This is a genomic window from Streptomyces sp. NPDC034103, from assembly GCF_055575395.1.
Map to the genome: position 1 here is coordinate 82,848 of NZ_JBVISS010000007.1, position 22,588 is coordinate 105,435.

A 22,588-nucleotide genomic window follows, 5' to 3' on the forward strand; every position below is an offset into this window, starting at 1 on the left:
CTATCTCCCTTCGCGAAGGGATTTACGCAGGTCAGAGCCGATCTCATGCGAAACCCCGGGCCCAAAGTCCTGTCCGTTTCGTGACGTTACGCACTGACAGCGGGATAGTCCGCCCTTCAAGCTGATGTAGGAAGTCGGGGGTCGACTTTGAACCGGGAGTACGTCAGTGAGCGCCATGCCGATCGCCTTGCTGGTCACCACGGCCGCCACGGGCGGCGTCGCCGTCGCCGTCCTGCGCACCCTCATGCAGCTGCGTCGGCAGGTGGCGGCCCTGCACACCGAGCTCGCCGAGACGAACGCCGCCGCCGCGCGCGGTCTCGTCCCGGCCGCCCGCCACTCCGCCGACGCCGCTGAGATACGCGCCGCGGTGGCCGAGGCGCTCGCCGAGGAGAGGGAGCGGGAGCTCGCCGAGGCGCGCGCGTTCTGGGCCGCCCAGGAGGCCCGTGACGCCTCCGACGCGCCCACCCTGCTCGGCCTGCCCGACAGCGAGCTGTTCCTGCCCCGGCAGGCCGATTTCGTGGGCCTGGAGCCGCTGGAGCCGGTCGCCGAGCCGACGTCCGAGGTCGACGAGTTCGCCGGGGACTCCCCGGAACTGGCCGCGGCCCGCCGCCGGCACCCCTCCCACCCGGACTTCGTCCCGGTGCAGTCGCCGATGGTGAACGACCATGAGCGCACCGTGGCCACCCTGGAGGAACTCGCCGCCGGCCGCGTGGAGCTGGCCGACGTGCGCCCGGGTCCGCTCGGCACCCTCGACGTCTACGTCTTCGCCGACGGCACCACCCTGTGCATGACGCCGGGCCACAAGGAGACGGCCGAGCGCCTCTCGGCGGCCCTCACCGCGGGCGAGAGCCCGATACTGCTGGGCGGTTCGGGGATCTCCGGCGCCTACACCCTGACCTTCGCGTGCGGCGAGGAGAACGTCTACATCCTGGCGGACCGGGTCATAGCATCGCTGTGACTCAGACGCCCGCGCGCTTCTGAGCCTCCTCCACCAACCGAACAGCTTCGTCGACCTGGCCCTCGTCCGTGAGTACGAGGGCCAAGTCGTGCACGGCCACGGTGATCTGGTCGGCCGCGGCGAACATCCCCGCGTCCGGCATCTCCCGGGGCCGCGCCGAGGGCTCCTCGATCAGCTGGGCCCGCCGCGCCAACTCCCTGGCCAGGCCCAGGGCCTCGGTGGCCGCCCCTCGCTGGAGGCGACTTTGGGGGGCCGCCCGCAAGCGGTCGGCGAAGTGATCCACAGCCTGGGTCAGACGCGTCGTATCCACCACGGCGCAACCGTAACGCGTCTCACCGGCACTGTTGCCAACAGGCCGACGCTCGGGCACGGTGACCTGAAGGACCGGCTTACATCCCATGCGTCCGGAGGCGCCGATGTCCCAAGTCTTCTCCGAGGAGACCCACCGCAACCTGCTCGCCCGCATCCCCCATTGCACCGGTCGTGAAGTGTCCGACTGGCTCCGCACCGTCGAAGATGGCCCGGCGCTCTTCCGCTTCGAGGAAAAGGTCAGCTGGCTCCGCCACGAACACAACCTCGCCTACGGCCACGCGAAAGCCCTCATCCACGAGTACGACCTGAGAAGGGCCGCGCGCAAGTTCCTCTAGCCGCGCCCGTACCTCCCCACGACGACAAAGGGCCCCGGGAGAACCCGGGGCCCTTGCACGCATGCGGGGTGCGTCAGTCGCTGTTGAGGATCGAGATCAGCCTCAGGAACTCGAGGTAGATCCAGACCAGCGTCATCGTCAGGCCGAACGCCGCCAGCCAGGCCTCTTCCTTCGGGGCGCCGTAGGCGATGCCGTCCTCGACCTGCTTGAAGTCCAGCGCCAGGAAGCACGCGCCGAGCAGGACACCGATGACACCGAACGCGATGCCGAGGCCACCGCTGCGGAAGCCGAGGCCGTCACCGCCACCGAAGACGGCGAACAGCAGGTTCACCGTCATCAGCAGGACGAAGCCGAGCGCGGCCGCCATCACGAAGCCGTAGAAGCGCCGGTTGACGCGGATCCAGCCCGCCTTGTAGGCGACCAGCACCGCGGCGAAGACCGCGAGCGTGCCGATCACCGCCTGCATGGCCGCACCGCTGGCGATGCGGTTGTCCACGACGCTGGAGACCACGCCGAGGAAGACACCCTCGAACGCGGCGTACGAGACGATCAGCGCGGGCGAGGCCTTGCGCTTGAACGACTGGACCAGCGCCAGGACCATGCCGATCAGGGCGGCGCCGATGGCGATGCCGTAGGACCGGCTGATGTTGGCGTCGTCGACCGGCAGGGCCGCCCAGGCGACCGCGGCCGTGACGACCAGGATGCCGAGGGTGGTGCCGGTGCGCATGACGACGTCGTCCATCGTCATCCGGCCGGTGCCGGCCGGGGCCTGCGGCGGCGCGCCGTACTGCGGGTCGGTCTGGGCGTACGGGTTCTGCGCGTAGGGGTTGTCCGCCTGCGGCTGGGCATACGGGTTGCCCTGCGCGTAGGGGTGGCCCTGCGTGCCTACAGCGGCGCCCCCGGCCTGCGGCTGGGCGTTGAAGCCCGCGTAGCCGGTGTCGCGGCTGAACCCCCGTCGCGAGAAGACCGGGTTGCTGCTCCTCATTTCACTCCTCCATGGCCACTGTCCGGGCCTTGGCTCAAGAGTAATAGGTAGGCAAAGGATTGACCCTAGTGCTTGGGGAGGATCTTTCCCTCGTCGTGCTGGGCAACACGCTACGCGGCCCGTCGATTCCCAGCCACGGAGGGGCAGGTTCATGACCAAGCCGGTACATCGCCGCGACCCCCCGGAGATCACTTTCTTATGCCGGCCGTACGTATAACCCCGTCACCCGAAGGAAAACCCGGTGTACCCCTCGGCCAGATCGGCCTCGGCGGCCGCCGACCCCGCGATCCGCTCCAGCCGCGCCACCTGGAGCCGGTCCTCGAAGGGGGTGGCGTCGGGGGCCCGGTGCAGCAGCGTCGTCATGTCGTACGAGAACCGCTCGGCCTGCCACACGCGCCGCAGACAGGTCCCGGAGTAGGCGTCGAGCAGCTCGGCGGAGCCCGTGCGCCGGTGATGCGTCAGCGCCCGGGCGAAGGTGACGACGTCCCCGACGGCGAGGTTCAGCCCCTTCGCGCCGGTCGGCGGCACGATGTGGGCGGCGTCCCCGGCGAGGAAGAGCCGCCCGTGCCGCATGGGCTCGTGGACGTAGGAGCGCATCGGCGTGACGGACTTCTGGGTGATCGGGCCCCGCTGGAGGGTCCAGTCGTCGTCGGTCTCCAGGCGCCGCTCCAGCTCGTCCCAGATCTTGGTGTCGCCCCAGCTGTCCGCGTCGGTGCCCTCGGGCACCTGGAGGTAGAGCCGGGAGACGGACGGCGAGCGCATGGACAACAGGGCGAAGCCGCGGTCGTGGCGGGCGTAGACCAGCTCGTCGTGGGAGGGCGGGACGTCGGCGAGGATGCCGAGCCAGCCGAAGGGGTACGTCCGCTCGAAGACCTGGGTGAGTTCCGCGGGGATCGCCTTGCGCGCCACGCCCCAGAACCCGTCGCACCCCACGACGTAGTCGCACTCCAGGACGTCCTCACGCCCCTGGTAGCGAAAGCGCACCCGGGGGCTGTCGGTGTCGGCGCCCTCGACGGCCAGCGCCTCGGCCTCGAAGAGCAGCGGGCCGCCGTCCTTCAGCTGGAGGGCGATGAGGTCCTTGCAGACCTCGGTCTGGGCGTAGACCATCACGGACCGGCCGCCGGTGAGGGCGGGGAAGTCGACGCGATGCCGGGTGCGCTCGTAGCGCAGCTCGATCCCGTCGTGCCGCAGGCCCTCGCGGTCCATGCGCTCCCCGGCGCCGGCCGCCCGCAGCACGTCCACGGTCCCCTGCTCCAGGATCCCGGCCCGCTGCCGCTGCTCGACGTAGGCGCGGTCGCGGCTCTCGAGCACGACCGAGTCGATGCCGGCGTCGTGGAGCAGCCGGGCGAGGAGGAGTCCGGCGGGGCCGGCTCCGATGATGCCGACGGTGGTGCGCATCGAGGCTCCTTCGCGTGCGACGCTGGCTGCACTTCTGTTCGTGAAGTGAAACTTTCTTCACCAAGTTCTGAACAGGAGTCTGCGCCCGTGTTCACGTGGTGTCAATGAACGGTGCAGCGATCGTCAGACGTCGGAGGTGCCCGGAACCGGACTTGAACCGGTACGCCCGCGAGGGGCAGCGAGGTTTAAGCTCGCCGTGTCTGCATTCCACCATCCGGGCAGGCCATCGGCTCCGCGTCGAGCTTCGACCCTATCGGGACGCATCCCCCGAACAGGGGCCGGGCGGACCGATGTTGTCTTATTTTATTGACGTCTGAGGGTGCATCAGCCCCTGGAACGGGCCATCCGCACTTGCCAATAGCCTTACGCGAGACGCCCACCCGCGCATGGGGAATGACGGAATTTCACCGCCCGAACGAGGGCACTCCACCTGTTCTCGACCAGGCCTTGTGCCAGGGCCCCACGGCAGGGGATCCGTCAGGGGCTCTCGTCATCCCCAGGTATGACACGGCCGGGCCCGGTCAGTCCGAAGTCGCCCCCCGGAACCGGAACAGCGGGTGACTACATCGCGGCGGGGCACCGGGACGATGGATCACATCCGCGAGAACACGTCGTCGTCCCGTCAGGAGCACCCACCCGTGACCACCACTCCCATCGCCGGCCGGGCCACCACCGTGGCCGCTCGTGCCACGGATCTGTCGAAGATCTACGGACAGGGCGAGACCCAGGTGGTCGCCCTCGACCGGGTCTCCGTCGAGTTCCGGCAGGCCGAGTTCACCGCGATCATGGGCCCGTCCGGCTCCGGCAAGTCCACCTTGATGCACTGTGTGGCCGGCCTGGACACGTTCTCGTCCGGTTCCGCACGGATCGGCGAGACCGAGCTGGGGTCGCTCAAGGACAAGCAGCTCACCAAGTTGCGGCGGGACAAGATCGGTTTCATCTTCCAGGCGTTCAACCTGCTGCCGACGCTGACCGCGCTGGAGAACATCACGCTCCCGATGGACATCGCGGGCCGTAAGCCCGACAAGCAGTGGCTGGAGAACGTCATCCAGATGGTGGGCCTGAAGGACCGCCTCTCGCACCGGCCCTCCCAGCTCTCCGGCGGCCAGCAGCAGCGGGTGGCCGTCGCCCGCGCGCTCGCCTCCAGGCCGGAGATCATCTTCGGCGACGAGCCGACCGGGAACCTCGACTCCCGCTCCGGCGCCGAGGTGCTGGGCTTCCTGCGCAACTCCGTACGGGAGTTGGGGCAGACCGTGGTCATGGTGACCCACGACCCGGTCGCCGCCTCCTACGCGGACCGGGTCGTCTTCCTCGCGGACGGGCGGATCGTGGACGAGATGTACCGGCCGACGGCCGAGACCGTCCTCGACTTCATGAAGCAGTTCGACGCGAAGGGCCGTACCTCCTGATGTTCCGCACCGCCCTGCGCAACGTCTTCGCGCACAAGGCTCGGCTGCTCATGACCGTGCTCGCCGTCATGCTCGGCGTGGCCTTCGTGTCGGGGACGCTGGTCTTCGCCGACACGCTCTCCAACGCCTTCCGCAACCAGTCGGCGAAGAGCTACGACGACGTCGCCGTCTCCGTCACTTCGCACGCCGACCCGGACGCCCCCGGGGAGGAGCCCGGCCTCTCCCGGAAGACCCTCGACGAGATCGCCGCCGTCGACGGCGTCGATGGCGCGTACGGCCGCGTCGAGGGCTTCGCCGGGGTCGCCGACCCCGAGGGGAAGCTGATCGGCGTCGGCTGGTCCAACAAGGGCTCCAACTTCGCCCCCGGCAAGGGCGGCAAGGACAGCGCCTACACCTTCACCGACGGCTCCGGCCCGGTGAAGGACGATCAGATCGCGCTGGACAAGGACTCCGCCGCCAAGGGCGAGTACCGGGTCGGCGACCGGGTGCGCGTCGCCACCAACGGCCCGGTGCGGGAGTTCACCCTCAGCGGCGTGTTCACCACCGAGGACGGTGCCGTGAACGCCGGCGGCAGCCTCGTCCTCTTCGACACCGCCGTCGCCCAGAAGCAGTACCTGAAACCCGGCTACTTCGAGAGCGTCACGGTCACCGCCGCCCCGGGCGCCGACGACGCGAAGATCCTGGCCGCGGTCAAGCCGCTGCTGCCGGACACCGCGGACGCCGAGACCGGCAAGGCGCTCGCGGACGAGCAGGCCGCACAGATCGAGCAGGGCATGGGCAGCCTCAAGCAGGTCCTGCTCGGCTTCGCCGGCATCGCCCTGTTCGTCGGGGTCTTCCTGATCTCCAACACCTTCACGATGCTGGTCGCCCAGCGCACCCGGGAGATCGCCCTGATGCGCGCGGTCGGCGCCTCGCGCAGGCAGATCACCCGCTCGGTGCTCGCCGAGGCGGCGGTGGTCGGCCTGGTCGCCTCGGTGATCGGCTTCGTCCTCGGCGTCGGCCTCGCTGTGGGGCTGCGCTCCGGCATGGCCGCGTTCGAGATGAAGATGCCGGACGGCCCGCTGGTGCTCTCCGCCACGCCGGTGATCGCCGCCCTCGCGGTCGGTGTGCTGATCACCATGCTCGCCGCCTGGCTGCCCGGCCGCCGGGCCGCGAAGATCCCGCCGGTGGCGGCCATGAGCAGCCTGCACGCGGTGGCCACCACCAAGTCGCTGGTGGTGCGCAACTCCATCGGCGCGGCCATCACCGCCCTCGGCGCCGCCGGGATCGTGCTGGGCGCCTCGACGGGCGGTGACGACGGCCGGATGTACATCGGGGCGGGCGCGTTCTTCGCCCTGGTCGGCGTGATCATTCTGATCCCGCTGCTGTCCCGGCCCGTGATCGCCCTCGTGCGCCCGCTGCTCGTCGGCCCCTTCGGCGTGGCCGGCAAGCTGGCCGGACAGAACGCGGTCCGCAACCCGCGCCGTACCGGAGCCACCGCCTCGGCGCTCGCCATCGGACTGACGCTGGTGACCGGCCTGTCGGTGCTCGGCATCACGGTCGGCACGGCCATCGACAAGATGACCACCGACAACATCAAGGCCGACTACATGGTCTCGATGGCGAACGGCGGGGACCTCGACCGGTCCGCGCTGACGGCCCTGGCGAAGGCCAAGGGCGTCTCCGCGGTCTCACCGCAGCAGGACACCTACCTCCAGGTCAAGGACGACTACGTGTCCGCCTCCGCGGTCACACCGGGCGACATCCAGCAGGTGCTGAAGGTCGACGTCGTCAGCGGCAACGTCGACTCGCTCGCGAAGGGGCAGGTCGTGGTCGCCGAGAAGACGGCGAAGAGCAGGGGCTGGAAGCCCGGCGACAGCATCCCCTTCACCTTCGCCGACGAGAAGAAGGCCACGCTGACGGTCGGCGCCGTCTACAAGGACAGCGAGTTCCTCTCACCCGTCCTCGTGGACGCGAAGGTGGTCGACGAGCACGAGGCGAAGCCCTCCATCCGGCAGATCTTCGTGAAGGTCGACGGCGGCCAGTCCCCGGCGAACGAGAAGGTCCTCATCGACGCGCTGGGCGACAACCCCGCGATCACCGTCATGGACCGCCAGGACATCCGCGACGAGTTCGGCGGCGCCATCAACACCCTGCTGAACATCATGTACGGCCTGCTGGCGATGGCCCTGATCATCGCCGTGCTGGGCGTCGTCAACACGCTCGCGATGTCGGTGTTCGAGCGGCAGCAGGAGATCGGCATGCTGCGGGCGATCGGTCTCGACCGGCGCCGCGTGAAGCAGATGGTCCGGCTGGAGGCCGTGGTCATCTCGGTGTTCGGCGCGGTGGTCGGCGTCGGTCTCGGCTCGTTCCTCGGCTGGGCGGTCGGCGAGACCTTCGCCGACCAGATCCCGGGCTACGCGCTGGTCCTGCCCTGGGACCGCATCGGGATCTTCCTGGTGCTGGCCGGTCTGGTGGGCGTGCTGGCCGCGATGTGGCCGGCCCGCAACGCCGCGCGGCTGAACATGCTGAACGCGATCAAGACCGAGTAGCGTCCGCACGCACCGCAGGGCCGGGTCCGCCGCCAAGGGGGCCCGGCCCTTTCGCCTGCGCCCGCCTCAACGGCGTCCGGGTTCGCTCCACTCGCGGGCCCGCAGCGCCGTCCCGGAGGCGCCGGAACCGGAAGTGCGCACCGCCAGGACCTGGTTGACGCCGATGCGGTTGCGTTCGAAGGCCAGGGCGCTGGCCGCCATGTACAGGCGCCAGACCCGGGCCCGGCCGGGGCTCGTGCCGTGCAGGGCGCGCGGCCAGTCGGCCTCCAGGTTCGCCACCCAGCGGCGCAGGGTGAGGGCGTAGTGCTCGCGGAGGGACTCCACGTCGCGCACCTCGAACCCGGCGCGCTCCAGCTGGGTGACGGTGGTCCCGAGGGGGGCGAGCTCTCCGTCGGGGAAGACGTAGGCGTCGATGAACTCGTCGAGGTGATAGGCGGATTCGTCGTGGTGCGGGCGGCGGGCGATCTGGTGGTTGAGGAGCCGGCCGCCGGGTGCGAGGAGCGCGTACAGGGCGCGGGCGTACTCCAGGTACCGGTCCGCGCCGACGTGTTCGGCCATCCCGATGGAGGAGATCGCGTCGTAGGGGCCGTCGGTGACGTCCCGGTAGTCCTGCACGCGGATCTCGATCCGGTCGGTGAGCCCCTCCTCGGCGACGCGCTTGCGGGCGTAGGTGGCCTGTTCCTGGGAGAGGGTGACGCCGACGACGCGCACGCCGTGCTCGCGGGCGGCGTGGATCGCCATCGAGCCCCAGCCGCAGCCCACGTCGAGCAGTCGCTGACCGGGTGTCAGGGCCAGCTTGCGGCAGACGAGTTCGAGCTTGTCGCGCTGGGCGTCCTCCAGGGTGCCGTCGGGGGACTCCCAGTAGGCGCACGAGTAGACCATCGACGGGCCGAGGACGATCTCGTAGAAGTCGTTGCCGACGTCGTAGTGGTGGCTGACGGCGCGTCGGTCGGTGCGTCGGGTGTGGAGGTGGCCGCGGCGCCGGCGGACCTCCTCGGGTGGCGGGGCGGGCGGCAGCGGGAGCCCGCCGAGCCTCACCAGGCCGCGGACGGCGGACCGTACGCCGGGGTCGCGCAGCGCGCGGGCGAGGCTCCCGCTGTCCTCGTCGCGCTCCCAGACCAGGCCCGCGACGAGGCCGAGGGCGGTGTAGAGGTCGCCGTCGACGTCGAGGTCGCCCGCGACCCAGGCACGGGCGAGGCCGAGTTCACCGGGTCGGAACAACAGCCGGCGCACGGCACGGCGGTTGCGCACGATCATCGCGGGGGCGCCCGGCGGACCCGCCTGCGAGCCGTCCCAGGCACGGATCCGGACCGGGAGCGGGGTTCCCAGCAGCCGTTCCAAGAGGGTCTTCAGCCGCGGTGCGGCATCGGCCATGGCGCACACCTCCGTGACGAGGATCGCGGATTTGTCCACCCGGGTAAACAACGACAGGCCGGGACGCCATCCCCCGCACGCCGAAGGACCTCCCGCACCACGGATGGCGGGAGGTCCTTCGGGTGGAACGGTGACCGGAGCCGGTCAGGAGGCCTTGGCCTCGGTCCGCTGCTCCTGCTTCGCGGCGGTCGGTACGGGCTTCGCGGCCTCGTAGAACTCCTCGCGCGGCGTCTCCAGGGCGCCGAGCGCGACGACCTCGCGCTTGAGGAACATGCCGAGGGTCCAGTCGGCGAAGACGCGGATCTTGCGGTTCCAGGTCGGCATCGCCATGCCGTGGTAGCCACGGTGCATGTACCAGGCGAGACGGCCCTTGAGCTTGATCTTCATCTTGCCCATGACGATCATCGCGACGCCCTTGTGCAGGCCGAGGCCCGCCACCGCGCCCTTGTTGGCGTGCGCGTACTCCTTCTGCGGGAAGCCCCGCATGCCGGAGATCACGTTGTCGCCGAGGACCTTGGCCTGGCGCAGCGCGTGCTGGGCGTTCGGCGGGCACCAGGCGTTCTCGACGCCGGCCTTGCGGGCGGCCAGGTCCGGGACCTGGGCGTTGTCGCCGGCGGCCCAGATGTAGTCGGTGCCCTGGACCTGGAGGGTGGCCTGGGTGTCGACGTGGCCGCGCGGGCCCAGCGGGAGGCCGTAGCGGGACAGGACCGGGTTGGGCTTGACGCCGGCGGTCCACACGATCGTGTTGGAGTCGACCTCCAACCCGTTCTTCAGCACGACGTGGCCGTCGACGCAGGAGTCCATCGAGGTGGAGAGGTAGATCTCCACGCCGCGGCTCTCCAGGTGCTCCTTGCCGTAGGTGCCCAGCTTCGGGCCGACCTCGGGGAGGATCCTGTCGGCGGCGTCGACGAGGATGAAGCGCATGTCCTCGCGGGAGACGGTCTTGTAGTACTTGGCCGCGTCGCGGGCCAGGTCCTCGACCTCACCGATGGTCTCCGCACCGGCGAAGCCGCCGCCGACGAAGACGAAGGTGAGCGCCTTGCGGCGGATCTCCTCGTCGGTGGTGGAGTCGGCCTTGTCCAGCTGCTCGAGGACGTGGTTGCGCAGGCCGATGGCCTCCTCGACGCCCTTCATGCCGATGCCCTGCTCGGCGAGGCCGGGGATCGGGAAGGTGCGGGAGACCGCGCCGAGCGCGATGACCAGGTAGTCGAAGGGCAGCTCGTACGCCTCGCCCACGAGGGGGGCGATCGTGGCGACCTTGCGGTCCTGGTCGATGGTGGTGACCCGGCCGGTCAGCACCTCCGCCTTCGGCAGCACGCGTCGCAGCGGGACGACGACATGGCGCGGCGAGATGTTGCCGGCGGCGGTTTCGGGGAGGAAGGGCTGGTAGGTCATGTACGACCGGGGGTCGACGACCGTGACGGTCGCCTCGCCGTAGCGCATCTTCTTGAGAATGCGCCGAGCTGCGTACAGGCCTACGTACCCACCGCCTACTACGAGGATCCTGGGACGCTCCGTGGTGCTCATGCCATCGAGTATCCACCCGCTCCAGGGGGGTCGCTCGTGCGCCCCTTCACAAGCTCTTCGAGGGTGTGTGTTATCCTCCGCGACTCGCGTGATCCAGGTCATGGCGCGAACCGGGAACCCGCGTGTGGTGCGGGCCGTTGTCAATGCCGCGTGAGCTGCCTCTCTGGGCCGGGGAGGCTCGTGTGAGGCACCGGAAACACCCTCGCGCGAGAGCGTCCGGGCGGGCCGTCACGCACCCCATCTGAACACGTTCAACAGGCCGTTCGCCCCCCGGAAGGGCCAACCGGGGCACTTTCCCGGTTCCACAGGGCGGAATTCCTTGTGAAGAACTTCACGAACTTTCCGAGCGGCACGTGCGAGAGGGGGCCTCGGGGCCCCCTCAGACACGCTCATACGCTATCCGACCTGCTCAGCAGAGAACTACTGATCAGTAACAAAAGAGAGCCGGGCCACCGACCACGCGATGCCGTCGAGGATGTCGTGCTCGCTCACCACGACCTCCTCGGCCCCGGTCCGCTCCATGATCGACAGCAGCACGAGGGCCCCCGCGGCGATGACGTCCACCCGCCCCGGGTGCATCGAGGGCACGGCCGCCCGTTCGGCGTGGGTGGAGCCCAGCAGCCACCCGGTGATCTCACGGACCCGCTCCAGGGAGACACGGGAGTGGTGGATGCGCGCCGGGTCGTAGCCGGGCAGCTCCTGCGCGATCGCCGACACGGTCGTCACCGACCCCGCGAGCCCCACCAGCGTGCGCGCCTCGCGCAACGGCACGCTCTCCTCCGCGAGGTCCAGCGCGGCCTCGATGTCGGCCCGCATCGCGGCGATCCGCTCCTCGGAGGGCGGGTCGCTCACCTCGCCGTCGCGCACCAGGTGCCGCTCGGTCAGCCGCACACAGCCGACGTCCACCGAACGCGCCGCCCGCACCCGGTCGTCGCCGACCACGAACTCGGTCGAACCGCCGCCGATGTCCACCACCAGGTAGGGCCGGGCCAGATCGTCCCGCCCGGTCAGCTCCTTGGTCGCCCCGGTGAAGGAGAACTCCGCCTCCTGCTCCCCGGTGATCACCTCGGGCTCGACACCGAGGATGTCCACGACACCGCGCACGAAGTCGTCCCGGTTGGAGGCGTCCCGGGAGGCCGACGTGGCCACGAACCGCACCTTCCCGGCGCCCAGTTCACGGATCACCCGCGCGTACTCGCGGCAGGCCGCGAACGTCCGCTCCAGCGCCTCGGGCGCCAGCCGGCCGGTCCGGTCCACGTCCTGGCCGAGCCGCACGATCGTCATCCGCCGGTCCAGCTCCCGCAGCTCGCCGGTGGCCGGGTTCACGTCCGCGACCAGGAGCCGGATGGAGTTCGTACCGCAGTCGACCGCGGCGACCCGCCCGAAGCCCTCCGGGACGGCCGGCACGGCGGCGAAGGAACCGCCACGGGCCTCGGCGGGGTCGGACACCGCACCCTCCTCGCCCGGGTGCTCCTCGGCCGGGTCGGGCGCGGCGAGCGGCTGCACGCACGGGCCCTTGAGCCACCACTCCGGCAGCATCGCGATCGCCTCGTCGCCCAGCGGGTTGACGCCCGGACCCGCGGCCAGCGAATGCCCCACCAGTACGTGCAGGCACTTCACCCGGTCCGGCATACCGCCCGCGCTCGGGAAGCCCTCCAGGACCTCGATGGCGTCCCGGCGCGCGAGGTAGTCCTCGTGCGCGGCGCGGTACGCGGCGGCCAGCTCCGGATCGCTCTGGAGCCGTTCCGTCATCTCCTTCATGACGCCGTTCGCCTCCAGCGTGCCGATCGCCGAGGCGGCACGCGGACACGTCAGGTAGTACGTCGTCGGGAAGGGCGTGCCGTCGGGCAGCCGCGGGGCCGTCTCCACCACGTCCGGCTGGCCGCACGGGCAGCGGTGCGCGATCGCGCGCAGTCCGCGCGGCGGACGCCCGAGCTGCTGCTTGAAGGCCTCGACATCGGCGTCGGTCGGCTCGGTGCGCAAAGTGGTCGGCGGGGGCGTTTCCATGCCTGTCTTTCTCTAGGTCAGGTTCACTGGTCGGAGGCGTCGGACTTGTCGACCCCGTCCCAGACGTTCGCGTACCAGGGACGGTCGGCCGCCCCCAGATCGGCGCGCGACTGCCGCGCCGCGTCCGGGTCGACGACGATGAACCCCGTCTCCCCCGGCATCACATAGTGCAGCCGCTCACGGATCCGCTGCTCGGCGTACGCGTCGTCCTGCCAGCGCGCCTTGGCGTCCCGCAGCTCCTCGACCCGCTGCCGGGCCTGCTCCTGCTGCCGCTGCAGGTCGGCGATCTCGGCGCGCTGGGAGACGTACTGCCGTATCGGATAGGCGAGCGCGACCACCAGCGAGCACAGCACCAGCGCGAGCAGCGCCGCGCGGCCGGTCAGCCGGGAGCGGCGGGCCTGCCGTTTGGTCTGGGAGCGGTAGACGCGGGCAGCGGTCTGCTCGCCGAGCAGCCGGATCCGGGTGGCGGTGGAGAAGCGGTCACGGTCCTTGACGGCCATCTCTCTCACTCCCGTTCACACGCGCGTACGTCCCCGCACACGGTACGGGACCGAGTACGGGGACGTACGTACGACTTGGCTGTGCCTCAGCCCTTGAAGCGGGGGAAGGCCGAGCGGCCGGCGTACACCGCGGCGTCGTCGAGGATCTCCTCGATGCGCAGGAGCTGGTTGTACTTGGCGACGCGCTCGGAGCGGGCCGGGGCGCCGGTCTTGATCTGGCCGCAGTTGGTGGCGACGGCGAGGTCGGCGATGGTGACGTCCTCGGTCTCGCCGGAGCGGTGCGACATCATGCACTTGAAGCCGCTGCGCTGGGCGAGCTCGACGGCGTCGAGGGTCTCGGTGAGCGAGCCGATCTGGTTCACCTTGACGAGCAGCGCGTTGGCGGCGCCCTCCTCGATACCGCGCGCCAGGCGCTCGGGGTTGGTGACGAACAGGTCGTCGCCGACGAGCTGGACCTTGTCACCGAGCTGGTCGGTGATGGTCTTCCAGCCCTCCCAGTCGTCCTCGAACAGCGGGTCCTCGATGGAGACGAGCGGGTACGCCGCGACGAGCTCGGCGTAGTACTCCGTCATCTCGGCGGCGGAGCGGTCCTTGCCCTCGAAGGAGTAGACGCCGTCCTTGTAGAACTCGGAGGCGGCGACGTCGAGCGCGAGGGCGATCTGCTCGCCGGGGGTGTAACCGGCCTCGTTGATGGCCTCGAGGATGAGGTCGAGGGCCTCGCGGTTGGAGCCGAGGTTCGGGGCGAAGCCGCCCTCGTCGCCGAGGCCGGTGGACAGGCCCTTGTTCTTCAGGACCTTCTTGAGGGTGTGGTAGACCTCGGTGCCCCAGCGCAGCGCCTCGGAGAAGGACTCCGCGCCGATCGGGGCGATCATGAACTCCTGGATGTCCACGTTGGAGTCGGCGTGCGAGCCGCCGTTCAGGATGTTCATCATCGGAACGGGCAGCAGGTGCGCGTTCGGGCCGCCCAGGTAGCGGAAGAGCGGGAGGTCGCTGGCCTCGGAGGCGGCGTGGGCGACGGCGAGGGAGACGCCGAGGATGGCGTTGGCGCCGAGCGAGCCCTTGTTGTCGGTGGCGTCCAGGTCGAACATCGCCTGGTCGATCAGGCGCTGCTCGGTGGCGTCGTAGCCGACCAGCTCCGGGCCGATCTGCTCGATGACCGCGAGGACGGCCTTCTCGACACCCTTGCCCTGGTAGCGGTTCGGGTCACCGTCGCGCAGCTCGATGGCCTCGAAGGCGCCCGTGGAGGCGCCGGAGGGGACGGCGGCACGACCGGTGCTGCCGTCGTCGAGGCCGACCTCGACCTCGACCGTGGGGTTGCCTCGGGAGTCCAGGATTTCCCGGGCTACGACGACGTCGATGGACGGCACGAGCATCTCCTTCTTGGGATGTGACACGGTCCGCCGGGACCGCGGTGGGTTCTGCGAGACCGAGCCTAACCGCCTCCGGGCGATCGGCCACCGCGTGGACCGCCCCGTGGACAGAACCGAGAGTAAATTGTTTCTGAACCGAACAAACTGACAGCGGCGTCCCGGCGGCCACACATGAAAGAAACCCCGCCCCGGTGCGTACGGGGGAACACGCACCGGAGCGGGGAGCCCGTGGGGACGGGGGGCCCTCACGAGGCCCTCGGCATGAGGACCGCGCACGTGAGGGCGCTGTGGTTCGGCCGGGACGCGGCTGTGTCCCTCTTACTTGAGGTGCAGCTGCTGGCCCGGGTAGATGAAGTCGGCGTCGCTGACGATGTCCTTGTTCAGCTTGAACACCTTCTGCCAGCCGCCCTTGACGTCGTGCTCCGCGGCGATGGAGCTGAGGGTGTCACCCGTGACGACCTTGTACTCGCCGTCGCCCTTCTTGACCTTCTTGCCGGTCGGGGTGGTGACGGTCTTCTTCGCGGCCGGACGCTCGGAGGAGCGGGAGGCCTGCTGCTCGGAGGAACGCGTGCCGGTGCTGGTGCTGTCGCTGCCGCTGTTGCTGCCGCTGTCGTTCGAGGACGAGCTGGAGCCGCCACCGGTGTAGCCGGCGCCGGACAGGCCCACGCCACAGCTCGGCCAGGCACCCTTGCCCTGGCTCGCGAGGACCTTCTCGGCGATCTCGATCTGCTGCGCCTTGGAGGCCTGGTCGGCGGTGGAGGCGTACGCCGTGCCGCCGTACGCGGCCCAGGTGGAGGCGGAGAACTGCAGGCCGCCGTAGTAACCGTTGCCGGTGTTGATGGACCAGTTGCCGCCCGACTCGCACTGGGCGACGGCGTCCCACTCGGAGGCGGTGGCGGCGGAGGCGTTGCCGGCCGCCATCAGCGGAGCGGCGATGGCGACACCGGTGACGCCGGCGAGCGCGGCGGCGCGGGTGGCCTTGGACGGACGACGGTGCTTGCCCTTGGCGGAAAACAGCATGGTGGATCCCCTCACCGACGCCTGCGAGGTGAGCTGTCGGGTTCGGGCCGGTTGAGTTGCCCGGCCGCACACCTCGCCTCTCGGCGCGCTGCGCGGCTCCACCCCAAGCCGGTTCCGGCGGCCTCTCGGCCATGAGACCCCGTGAGGCCTCAACTTCCGGACCCGGCACTTACCTTGGGTCCCCCGCTCCTGCCTACGGCGCTTGACGCGACGACTGTTCCCGTACGGCCGCTGGCAGGATTCGGCGTTGCGGCAGCCGGGGCTCGCGGTGACGAGCGGTGTTGACCGTAGACACGGAACCCGGGGGATTTCAAAGACGATCAGGGCTTCTGAGACTCATCCCACACTTTCACCAAGCCGGACATTTACGGCTAATTGGGGACGCGAACTCGCGGTTTCTGCTGGGGATTTCGCCCTATTCGCTACCGAGAGCAAGGGTCTGACCGGGCTCGATCGCGCTCGGGTCGGCACCGATGACCTGCTCGTTCGCGGCGTAGAGCCGGCGCCATCCACCGTCGAGCTCAAGGGAGTCGGCGATGGAGGCGAGCGTGTCGCCGGTCCGGACGGTGTACGAGCCCTCGTCGGCGCTCGCACCCCGGTGCCGGCCGGTGCCCTCGGAGGGGGCGACGAGGGCGCCGGTGTCCACCAGGTTCGAAGAACCGCCCTCTCGCCAGGAGTTGTCCGATTCGTCACTCTCGGTCGGCGCGGCGGACGAGCCGTCGGAGGACGGCGCACCACCCGAAGCGGGGCCGGAGTTGTCCGGCTTGGCGGACTTGTCCGCATCGGCGCCGGGCGACGGGGAGGCGCTGCCGGACGAGTCCTCCGTGTCGGCCGATTCCGACGAGTCGGATGAGTCGGATGAGTTGGACAGACCCGCCGATCCGGATGATTCGGATGATTCGGGCTGACCGGACGCGTCGGAGGCGCTGGAGGAGTCGCCGGAGTCGTCGCTCGCCGATGCCGACGGCGAACCGCCGGCGACGCCGGTGTCGACATCGGCCGAGCCCGAGTCCTCGCTGAGCCCGTGCAGCAGACCGCAGGTGCCCCAGACGCCGACACCCTGGTCCGCGAGGACCTTCTCGGCGACGGCTATCTGCTGGTTGCGGCTGGCGAGGTCGGGACTCGTGGCGTAGTCGAGGCCTCCGTACTTCTCCCAGTTCCTCTGGGAGAGGTCGAGCCCGCCGTAGTGGCCGTCGCCGTCGTTCGCGCTCCAGGAGCCGCCGGTCTCGCACTGGGCGACCTGGTCCCAGGTGTTCCCGTCCGCCGCGCTCGCCGCGCCCGCACCGAGCAGCGGGATCGCGATGGCGGAGCCGGTCACTCCGGCCGCGACGAGAAGTGCCGGAGCCTGACGGGGGCGACGGTGACGACCGTTCCCGGTGAGCATGGGGTGCCCTTTCGCGAGACGACAGTGCGGGCGCGGCGGGTGGATCGGGTCGCCGCGTTGATGCGAGAACGTATCGGCAGACGATCACTTGTCACAAGTTAATGCCGCACAGATCACGTGAAGATCACAGACTTGAGGGTGTGTCATGTTTGCGTCGGCCGACGCAAGGACCGCGGGGCAGGGGTGAGTTGCCCGCCGGCCTACCGAACGGGCGTGAACTCGACGGGCAGTGTGCGCAGTCCACGCATGATGAGACCCCCACGCCATCTCAGATCGGCCGGATCCACCGCGAGTCGGAGGTCCGGGAGCCGGGTGAGGAGCGTGGCCAGCGCGGTCTGGCCCTCGAGGCGGGCGAGCGGGGCGCCGAGGCAGTAGTGGATGCCGTGGCCGTACCCGAGGTGCTGGTTGTCCCGCCGGGAGAGGTCGAGGACGTCGGGGTCGGCGAACCGCTGCGGATCCCGGTCCGCCGCGGCGAGCACGACCAGGACGGGGTCCCCGGGGGCGATGTCCTGTCCGCCGATGGTGAGCGGCTGGGTGGCGAACCGCCAGGTGGCCAGTTCCACGGGGCCGTCGTAGCGGAGCAGTTCCTCGACCCCCGTCTCCAGCAGGTCGGTTCGGCCGGCAGCGAGGGAGTCCTGGAGCCGGGTGCGCTGCTCGGGGTGGGTGAGGAGGGCGTACGTGCCGTTGCCGATCAGGTTCACCGTGGTCTCGAACCCGGCGAAGAGCAGGATGAAGGCCATCGCCGCGGCCTCGTTCTCGGTGAGGTGCTCGCCGTGGTCGGAGGCGCGGATCAGTCCGGAGATGAGGTCCTCGCCGGGTGCGGGCTCGGCGGGAAGCCCTTCGCGCTTGCGGTGGATGAGCTCCAGGAGGTACCCGCGCATCTTCTTGACCGACCGCGCGACACCACCCCGTGGCCCTCCCCCGTGCCGGATCATCATGCCCGCCCAGTCCCGGAAGTCGTCCTGGTCCTCACGCGGGACGCCGAGCAGGTCGCAGATGGCGTAGATAGGGAGCGGGAAGGCGAAGTCGTGGATGAGGTCGGCGGAACCCTTCGCCGTGAACTGGTCGATGAGGTGGTCGGTGAGTTCCCGCACGCGCGGCGCGAACTCGGCGACCCGGCGGGGCGTGAAGGCCTTGCTGACCAGTCTGCGCAGCCGGGTGTGGTCCGGCGGGTCGATGTTCAGCAGATGCGTCATCAACTCCGCCTTGCGCTCACCGGGGATGCCGGTCTTGCCCTTGGCATGCGCGGGCTCGTCGTGGTGCGCCGGGTTCTTGCTGAGCCGCTGGTCGGCGAGGGCCTGCTTGGCATCGCCGTACCGGGTGACCAGCCAGGCCTCCACCCCGCTGGGGAGCCGGGTCCGGTGCACGGGGGCGTGCTCGCGGAGCCAGGCGTAGGCGGGGTAGGGGTCGGTCGCGAACTCCCAGGTGAAGAGTTCCGGGGCCGGGGCCGGGGCGGGGGCGGGGGCGGCGGGGGCTGCCGTGGGGGTGGGCTGGTCGGTCACTCCCTGACGGTATCCGGCGGGGTGGGGTCTTCGCGGGGCGCGTTCTGTGCGGCGGGGGTGGCTCCTCCCTGCGGGCGGTCTCGGGAACCCGGGGCCGGGTTCGGCGGGGGTGTGCGTTGCGCCTCCGCGGTGCGTGGGGGGTCGGGGCCGCACCGGGGGGTGTCCGTCCTCGGTCGGGCGCAGCCGTGGGACCGAGTTGTGCTGTCGGTCGGACGCCCGACACTGCGGGCGGGCACCCCCCGGTACGTCCCCTTCCCGCCGTGGCACCGGTGGCCGGTCCGCGGGGGTGCGCCCCTTCGCGGGGCCGGCCGCGGTCGGGGCCGCGCGCGTGCTCGGTGGGAGCCGGGGCAGCGGCCAGGTGCCGTGGACGTCCGGGGTCGGCGGCCAGGTGGCGGGCCGTCCGGGGGGCGGCGTTGCGCGCGTGGTCGGTGGGAGCCGGGGTCGGCGGCCAGGTGCGGGGTCGGCGGGGGCGGCGTCGCGCCGGGGGGCGTTTCGGCGCGGGCTCTGGCCGCGGGCGGTGGCGCTGGGGTCAGGGCTTGCCCGGGGTGCCCTCCCGCTCCCGGATCGTGTCGCGGTACACGCGTGCCGCCGCGCGCAGCGCTGCCTCGGGGTCGGTGCCCTCCGCCTCGGCTCTGGTGGCCAGGGCCAGGAGTTCGTAGCCGATGCCCTCGGTGTTCGGCAGGGGGACCTCCAGGCCCGCCGTCCGTGCCCGGGACGCCAGTTTGGCGGTGAGGGCGAGGGCGGGCTGGGCGAGGGGGATGCCGTCGGTGAGGGACGCGCGCTGTTTTTCCGTCGCCTTGGTGCGCAGCCAGTGCTCCTTGACCTCCTCCGGGGTGGTCGCGGTCTCGTCGCCGAAGACGTGCGGGTGGCGGTGGATGAGCTTGGTGACGATGCCGCCGGCGACATCGTCGATGGAGAAGGGGGTCTCCGGGTCCTCCTCGGCGATGCGTGCGTGGAAGACGACCTGGAGGAGGACGTCGCCGAGTTCCTCGCGGAGTTCGTCGCGGTCGCCCTCCTCGATGGCCTCCACGAGTTCGTAGGCCTCCTCGAGGCCGTACTTCGCCAGGCCCTTGTGGGTCTGCCGCGAGGACCAGGGGCACTCGGCGCGGATGCGGTCCATGACCTGTACGAGGTCCAGGAGGCGGGCGCCCGGCAGGTCGTAGGAGGCGGGAAGGAGTTCCAGCTCGGGCATGGACACGCGGCCCGAGCCGGCGAGGCGGGCGAGGCCGTCGGTGAGCCGGGGTTCGCCCTCGCCCGTTGCGACCACGACGACGGTGCGGCCGCCCGCGCACGCCTCGACCAGTTCCTCGGCGGCCGGGGAGTCCTCGTCGACCCGTATCCCGGCCTCGCGCAGATACGGCAGCTGCGGGTGCCCGCCGTCGGCGCACAGCACGCGGTCCGCGGCGCGCAGGGCCTGCCAGGCGGGCCAGGACAGCAGGCCGGGGGCGACACGGTGGCTGGTGGTCAGCAGGACGATACGGCCGGGGTCGGCGGCCGGTGCGGCTTCGGGGCTGGTGGTGTTCACGGTTCGAAGCTAACGCACGGTGCCGACGGACCCGATCAGTTATCCACAGGCCGGGCGGGGTGATCGGATCGTATGACCGGTGAGGGTGCTACGCCGTTTCCGGCGTCCCCTTCGCCGTGACCTCACGCACCCACGGGGTCTTGGCGTCGACGCGGCTGCTCTTGGCGACGTCCCAGGTGCCGTAGCGGGGGTTGAGGTCGATGTCGAGCTTCTCGGACGCCTTGCCCAGGGCCTGCCAGAACTCGGCCGTGCTGGTGTCGGTGCCGAGCGCGGCGGCGAGTTTCTGGGCCTCCAGCTGGAGGCGGAGGTTGTCGTCGAGGCGCTCGGGGGCGATGCCGTAGCGCTGGAGCCAGGCCGTCTCCAGGGCCTTGGCGCCGCCGGCCTGCTGTTCCAGACCGGCGCGCATGTCCTGGATCTCCTTGCGGGTGACCGTCACCCCGGCGTCCTGCGCGGCCCGGTGCAGCACGCGGTCGAGGACCATGCTGTGCAGGGTGTCCCGGCTGAGGGTGCCCGTCTTGGCGATGGCCTGGGCGTACTGCTGCTCGTCCGGCACCGCCGCGCGCTGCGCGTCACGCACCTCGTCCACCCTGGTCTCCAGCTGGGCGACGCTGATCCGCTGGCCGCCGACGACGGCCGCCGCGCCGGGGTGCGCGTCGTTTCCGCAGGCGGTGAGGAGGGGCGCCGCGGCGATCGCGGCGGAGAGGAGGAGCGCGGTGCGACGACGGCGGTGCAAGGAAGCCTCCCGAGGAGATTGTGCGACGGTGCACAAAGTCTTGCGGTGATCGATGGTAGGCAGTGGGCAAGCTCTGGCCAACCCATTCGACCAACGATTCATCAGGAGTTCGGGCACCGCCGCGCCCCGCGTGGGGGGCCGGGGCATGGTCCCGACGCGACGGGCACCCCCTCCCGGTCCGGGACCCGTGGCGCTCACGGGCTCAAGCACGGGGCGAAACCTATCCGCGCACCTGTCCCAGCCATTCCAGTGTGCGCCGGATCTCGACGGCGAGCGGGTGGCCGGGGCCGTGCAGGCGTTCGACGTCGTGCACGAGGCGCGCGAGGGTGTCGTGGGCCGCGGCGCGGTCGCCGAGGGCGAGCAGGAGGTGGCCGATGCGGCGGCGGACGTCGTGGGCGAGCTCGGGGTCGCCGGCCACGTACTGGTTCTCGTAGTACGGCAGGAGCGCGCGGTACTCGGCGAGCGCCGCCGCTGGTTCGCCGAGCTGTTCCAGGCACTGGGCGACGTCGTAGCGGAAGCGCAGGGACTGGGGGTCGGCCTGCCCGGCCTCGGCGGCGCGTTCGTCGGCGAGGCGGCGCAGTTCGGGCAGCGCGCGCCGGTACTGGCCGTCGTCCATGAGCGTGGCGGCGTACTGCTTGCGCAGGGTGCGCACGACCGGGGAGTGCTCGCCGTGCTGTTCGGCGGCGGCGGGCAGGATCGCGCCGAGGATGTCGACGGCCTGGGTGATGCGGCCCTCGCCGAGGAGGCGCTTGACCTCGTCCACGGCGCGCGCGACGTCGGGCTTCGCGGCGGGGGGCGCGAGCGGGCTGGCGGGCGCCGGCTGGGGCGCGGGGGTGCGGGCGCGGTCCGGCCAAGGGGCGTGCGGGCGCAGGAAGGGGCGGGTGGGGTCCAGGGGCGCCCCGGTGGGGGTGCCGCGCGCGGGCAGGAGCAGCGCCAGATCCTCGTAGACCTCCTGCGCGCTGGCGGGGCGGTGCTGCGGGTCCTTGGCCAGCAGGCGCAGGACGAGTGCCTCCAGCGCCTCCGGCACCTCGGGGCGCAGGCGCCGCACCGGGAGCGGAGGCTCGTAGAGGTGCCGGTGCAGGACGCCGAGCGCCGTGGACCCGGAGAACGGGACGTCACCGCTGAGGAGTTCGTGCAGGAGTACGCCGAGTGCGTACAGGTCGGTGTAGGGGCCGACCGCGCCGCCCATGGCCTGCTCCGGCGCCATGTAGGCGGGCGAGCCGATGGGGGTGCCGGTGTGGGTGAGGCGGGTGGTGTCGGCGTCCATGACGGAGGCGACGCCGAGGTCGAGGACGGTGACGGTGCCGTCCTGCTTCACCATGACGTTGCGGGGCTTGAGGTCGCGGTGGACGATCGGCACGGCGTGCACGGCGCTCAGCACGGCGCACAGTTGCGCGGCGACCGCGACGGCCCACTGCCAGGGGTACGGGTCGTGCTCGGCGAGGTGGTCGGAGAGGTCCGCGCCGTCGACGTACTGCATGACGAGGAAGAGCTCCTCGCCCTCGCTGCCCGCGTCGTGCACGGTGACCAGCCCGGGGTGGTCGACCTGTGCGGTCACCCGGCACTCGCGCACGAACCGCCGGCGCAGTTCGTCGGCCTCCTGGCCGGCCACCTTGTCGGGGCGCAGCAGCTTCACCGCCACGCGCCGGTCGAGCCGTTCGTCGTACGCCGTCCAGACCTGTCCCATGCCGCCCTGCCCGATGAGCGTGGACAGTTCG

General features: G+C 70.9%; 18 protein-coding genes, 1 tRNA gene, 1 pseudogene and 1 riboswitch. Of the genes and pseudogenes, 4 read left to right on the forward strand and 16 right to left on the reverse strand.

What is annotated here, in order from left to right:
- The first annotated feature begins 175 nt into the window (after positions 1 to 175).
- The gene (locus ACZ56U_RS16715) at positions 176 to 958 is read left to right on the forward strand and encodes a hypothetical protein (protein WP_469085050.1); all 783 of its coding nucleotides are present in this window, start codon (positions 176 to 178) and stop codon (positions 956 to 958) included.
- Position 959: 1 nt separating this feature from the next.
- Here the strand turns inward: ACZ56U_RS16715 and ACZ56U_RS16720 are convergent, their stop codons facing one another.
- The gene (locus ACZ56U_RS16720) at positions 960 to 1,241 is read right to left on the reverse strand and encodes a hypothetical protein (RefSeq protein ID WP_469085051.1); all 282 of its coding nucleotides are present in this window, start codon (positions 1,239 to 1,241) and stop codon (positions 960 to 962) included.
- Positions 1,242 to 1,374: 133 nt separating this feature from the next.
- Here ACZ56U_RS16720 and ACZ56U_RS16725 point away from each other — a divergent pair, with 133 nt between their 5' ends.
- The gene (locus ACZ56U_RS16725; protein WP_391231647.1) at positions 1,375 to 1,605 is read left to right on the forward strand and encodes a DUF4287 domain-containing protein; all 231 of its coding nucleotides are present in this window, start codon (positions 1,375 to 1,377) and stop codon (positions 1,603 to 1,605) included.
- Positions 1,606 to 1,678: 73 nt separating this feature from the next.
- On the opposite strand, the gene ACZ56U_RS16730 is transcribed toward ACZ56U_RS16725, so the two are convergent.
- The 3 genes from ACZ56U_RS16730 to ACZ56U_RS16740 form a co-directional block, all read right to left on the reverse strand.
- Positions 1,679 to 2,590: a Bax inhibitor-1/YccA family protein gene (locus ACZ56U_RS16730; RefSeq protein ID WP_469084741.1), complete on the reverse strand. Its 912-nt coding sequence runs from the start codon at positions 2,588 to 2,590 to the stop codon at positions 1,679 to 1,681.
- Positions 2,591 to 2,812: 222 nt separating this feature from the next.
- Positions 2,813 to 3,988 carry a 4-hydroxybenzoate 3-monooxygenase gene (locus ACZ56U_RS16735; protein WP_469084742.1) on the reverse strand — a complete coding sequence of 392 codons (1,176 nt, stop codon included), beginning with the start codon at positions 3,986 to 3,988 and terminating at the stop codon, positions 2,813 to 2,815.
- A 137-nt stretch (positions 3,989 to 4,125) separates the two neighbouring features.
- A tRNA-Leu gene (locus ACZ56U_RS16740) sits at positions 4,126 to 4,208 on the reverse strand.
- A 418-nt stretch (positions 4,209 to 4,626) separates the two neighbouring features.
- Between ACZ56U_RS16740 and ACZ56U_RS16745 the strand changes: the two genes are divergently transcribed.
- Together ACZ56U_RS16745 and ACZ56U_RS16750 are read left to right on the forward strand one after the other, a co-directional pair.
- Positions 4,627 to 5,397 (forward strand): ABC transporter ATP-binding protein, encoded by a 771-nt coding sequence (locus tag ACZ56U_RS16745; protein WP_469084743.1) that lies wholly within the window; start codon positions 4,627 to 4,629, stop codon positions 5,395 to 5,397.
- Entirely contained in the window at positions 5,397 to 7,928 is a 2,532-nt protein-coding gene (locus tag ACZ56U_RS16750) for an ABC transporter permease (protein WP_469084744.1), read from the forward strand. The genes ACZ56U_RS16745 and ACZ56U_RS16750 overlap by 1 nt, the downstream gene beginning before the upstream one ends.
- 66 nt (positions 7,929 to 7,994) lie before the next feature.
- On the opposite strand, the gene ACZ56U_RS16755 is transcribed toward ACZ56U_RS16750, so the two are convergent.
- The 12 genes and pseudogenes from ACZ56U_RS16755 to ACZ56U_RS16810 form a co-directional block, all read right to left on the reverse strand.
- Positions 7,995 to 9,302, reverse strand: a complete 1,308-nt coding sequence (locus ACZ56U_RS16755; protein ID WP_469084745.1) for a class I SAM-dependent methyltransferase — start codon at positions 9,300 to 9,302, stop codon at positions 7,995 to 7,997.
- Positions 9,303 to 9,446: 144 nt separating this feature from the next.
- On the reverse strand, positions 9,447 to 10,829 hold the full coding sequence (locus tag ACZ56U_RS16760; RefSeq protein ID WP_391231653.1) for an NAD(P)/FAD-dependent oxidoreductase: 1,383 nt from the start codon (positions 10,827 to 10,829) through the stop codon (positions 9,447 to 9,449).
- Between the two features lie 420 nt (positions 10,830 to 11,249).
- Positions 11,250 to 12,236 (reverse strand): Ppx/GppA phosphatase family protein, encoded by a 987-nt coding sequence (locus tag ACZ56U_RS16765; RefSeq protein WP_469085052.1) that lies wholly within the window; start codon positions 12,234 to 12,236, stop codon positions 11,250 to 11,252.
- A 198-nt stretch (positions 12,237 to 12,434) separates the two neighbouring features.
- Positions 12,435 to 12,836: pseudogene (locus ACZ56U_RS16770) on the reverse strand (DUF501 domain-containing protein); the annotation flags it as partial.
- A 23-nt stretch (positions 12,837 to 12,859) separates the two neighbouring features.
- Positions 12,860 to 13,336 carry an FtsB family cell division protein gene (locus tag ACZ56U_RS16775; protein WP_469084746.1) on the reverse strand — a complete coding sequence of 159 codons (477 nt, stop codon included), beginning with the start codon at positions 13,334 to 13,336 and terminating at the stop codon, positions 12,860 to 12,862.
- An 86-nt stretch (positions 13,337 to 13,422) separates the two neighbouring features.
- Complete coding sequence (gene eno / locus ACZ56U_RS16780; RefSeq protein ID WP_391231655.1) at positions 13,423 to 14,703, reverse strand: phosphopyruvate hydratase; 1,281 nt, start codon at positions 14,701 to 14,703, stop codon at positions 13,423 to 13,425.
- A 321-nt stretch (positions 14,704 to 15,024) separates the two neighbouring features.
- A complete protein-coding gene (locus ACZ56U_RS16785; RefSeq protein WP_469084747.1) occupies positions 15,025 to 15,726 on the reverse strand; it encodes a transglycosylase family protein in 702 nt (233 codons plus the stop codon).
- 3 nt (positions 15,727 to 15,729) lie between these two features.
- A riboswitch (cyclic di-AMP (ydaO/yuaA leader) is annotated at positions 15,730 to 15,937 on the reverse strand.
- Positions 15,938 to 16,141: 204 nt separating this feature from the next.
- Positions 16,142 to 17,110 carry a transglycosylase family protein gene (locus tag ACZ56U_RS16790; RefSeq protein ID WP_469084748.1) on the reverse strand — a complete coding sequence of 323 codons (969 nt, stop codon included), beginning with the start codon at positions 17,108 to 17,110 and terminating at the stop codon, positions 16,142 to 16,144.
- A gap of 200 nt (positions 17,111 to 17,310) precedes the next feature.
- Positions 17,311 to 18,612, reverse strand: a complete 1,302-nt coding sequence (locus ACZ56U_RS16795) for a cytochrome P450 family protein (RefSeq protein ID WP_469084749.1) — start codon at positions 18,610 to 18,612, stop codon at positions 17,311 to 17,313.
- Positions 18,613 to 19,141: 529 nt separating this feature from the next.
- Positions 19,142 to 20,137: a nucleoside triphosphate pyrophosphohydrolase gene (locus ACZ56U_RS16800; protein WP_469084750.1), complete on the reverse strand. Its 996-nt coding sequence runs from the start codon at positions 20,135 to 20,137 to the stop codon at positions 19,142 to 19,144.
- 88 nt (positions 20,138 to 20,225) lie between these two features.
- Positions 20,226 to 20,870, reverse strand: a complete 645-nt coding sequence (locus tag ACZ56U_RS16805) for a SurA N-terminal domain-containing protein (protein WP_469084751.1) — start codon at positions 20,868 to 20,870, stop codon at positions 20,226 to 20,228.
- Between the two features lie 220 nt (positions 20,871 to 21,090).
- Positions 21,091 to 22,584 carry a protein kinase domain-containing protein gene (locus tag ACZ56U_RS16810; protein WP_469085053.1) on the reverse strand — a complete coding sequence of 498 codons (1,494 nt, stop codon included), beginning with the start codon at positions 22,582 to 22,584 and terminating at the stop codon, positions 21,091 to 21,093.
- Positions 22,585 to 22,588: the final 4 nt, after the last annotated feature.